The following is a 415-nucleotide window of genomic DNA, read 5'->3' on the forward strand; positions in this document are numbered from 1 at the left end:
GGTTACGTGAGATACTGCTTTGCGCTGACGGCGAGCCCTGGCTTGCCGGACGTACCGTGGTACCGGAATCCACGCTGTGCGGACCTGAACAGGTCTTACAACATCTGGGTAAAACCCCGCTTGGACGTTATCTATTTACATCATCGACACTGACCCGCGATTTTATTGAAATTGGACGCGATGCAACGCTGTGGGGGCGCCGCTCTCGACTGCGGTTGAGCGGAAAGCCACTGTTGCTTACCGAGCTTTTTTTACCTGCATCGCCGCTGTACTGAGAGGAAGATAAAGATGGAGTGGAGTCTGACGCAGAGTAAGCTGCTGGCGTTTCACCGTTTGATGCGTACAGATAAGCCTATTGGCGCGTTGCTGCTGCTCTGGCCGACGCTTTGGGCGCTATGGGTGGCGACGCCGGGTA

Annotated in this window: 1 protein-coding gene; it reads left to right on the forward strand. The window is 55.7% G+C overall.

What is annotated here, in order from left to right:
• Positions 1–275 (forward strand): chorismate lyase (locus tag JNB88_RS33200; RefSeq protein ID WP_220359172.1); only part of this gene is annotated, 275 nt, incomplete at its 5' end.
• Between the last annotated feature and the right edge of the window lie 140 nt (positions 276–415).

The sequence above is a fragment of the Rhizobium cauense genome (assembly GCF_019511525.1).
Classification (GTDB): domain Bacteria; phylum Pseudomonadota; class Alphaproteobacteria; order Rhizobiales; family Rhizobiaceae; genus Rhizobium; species Rhizobium cauense.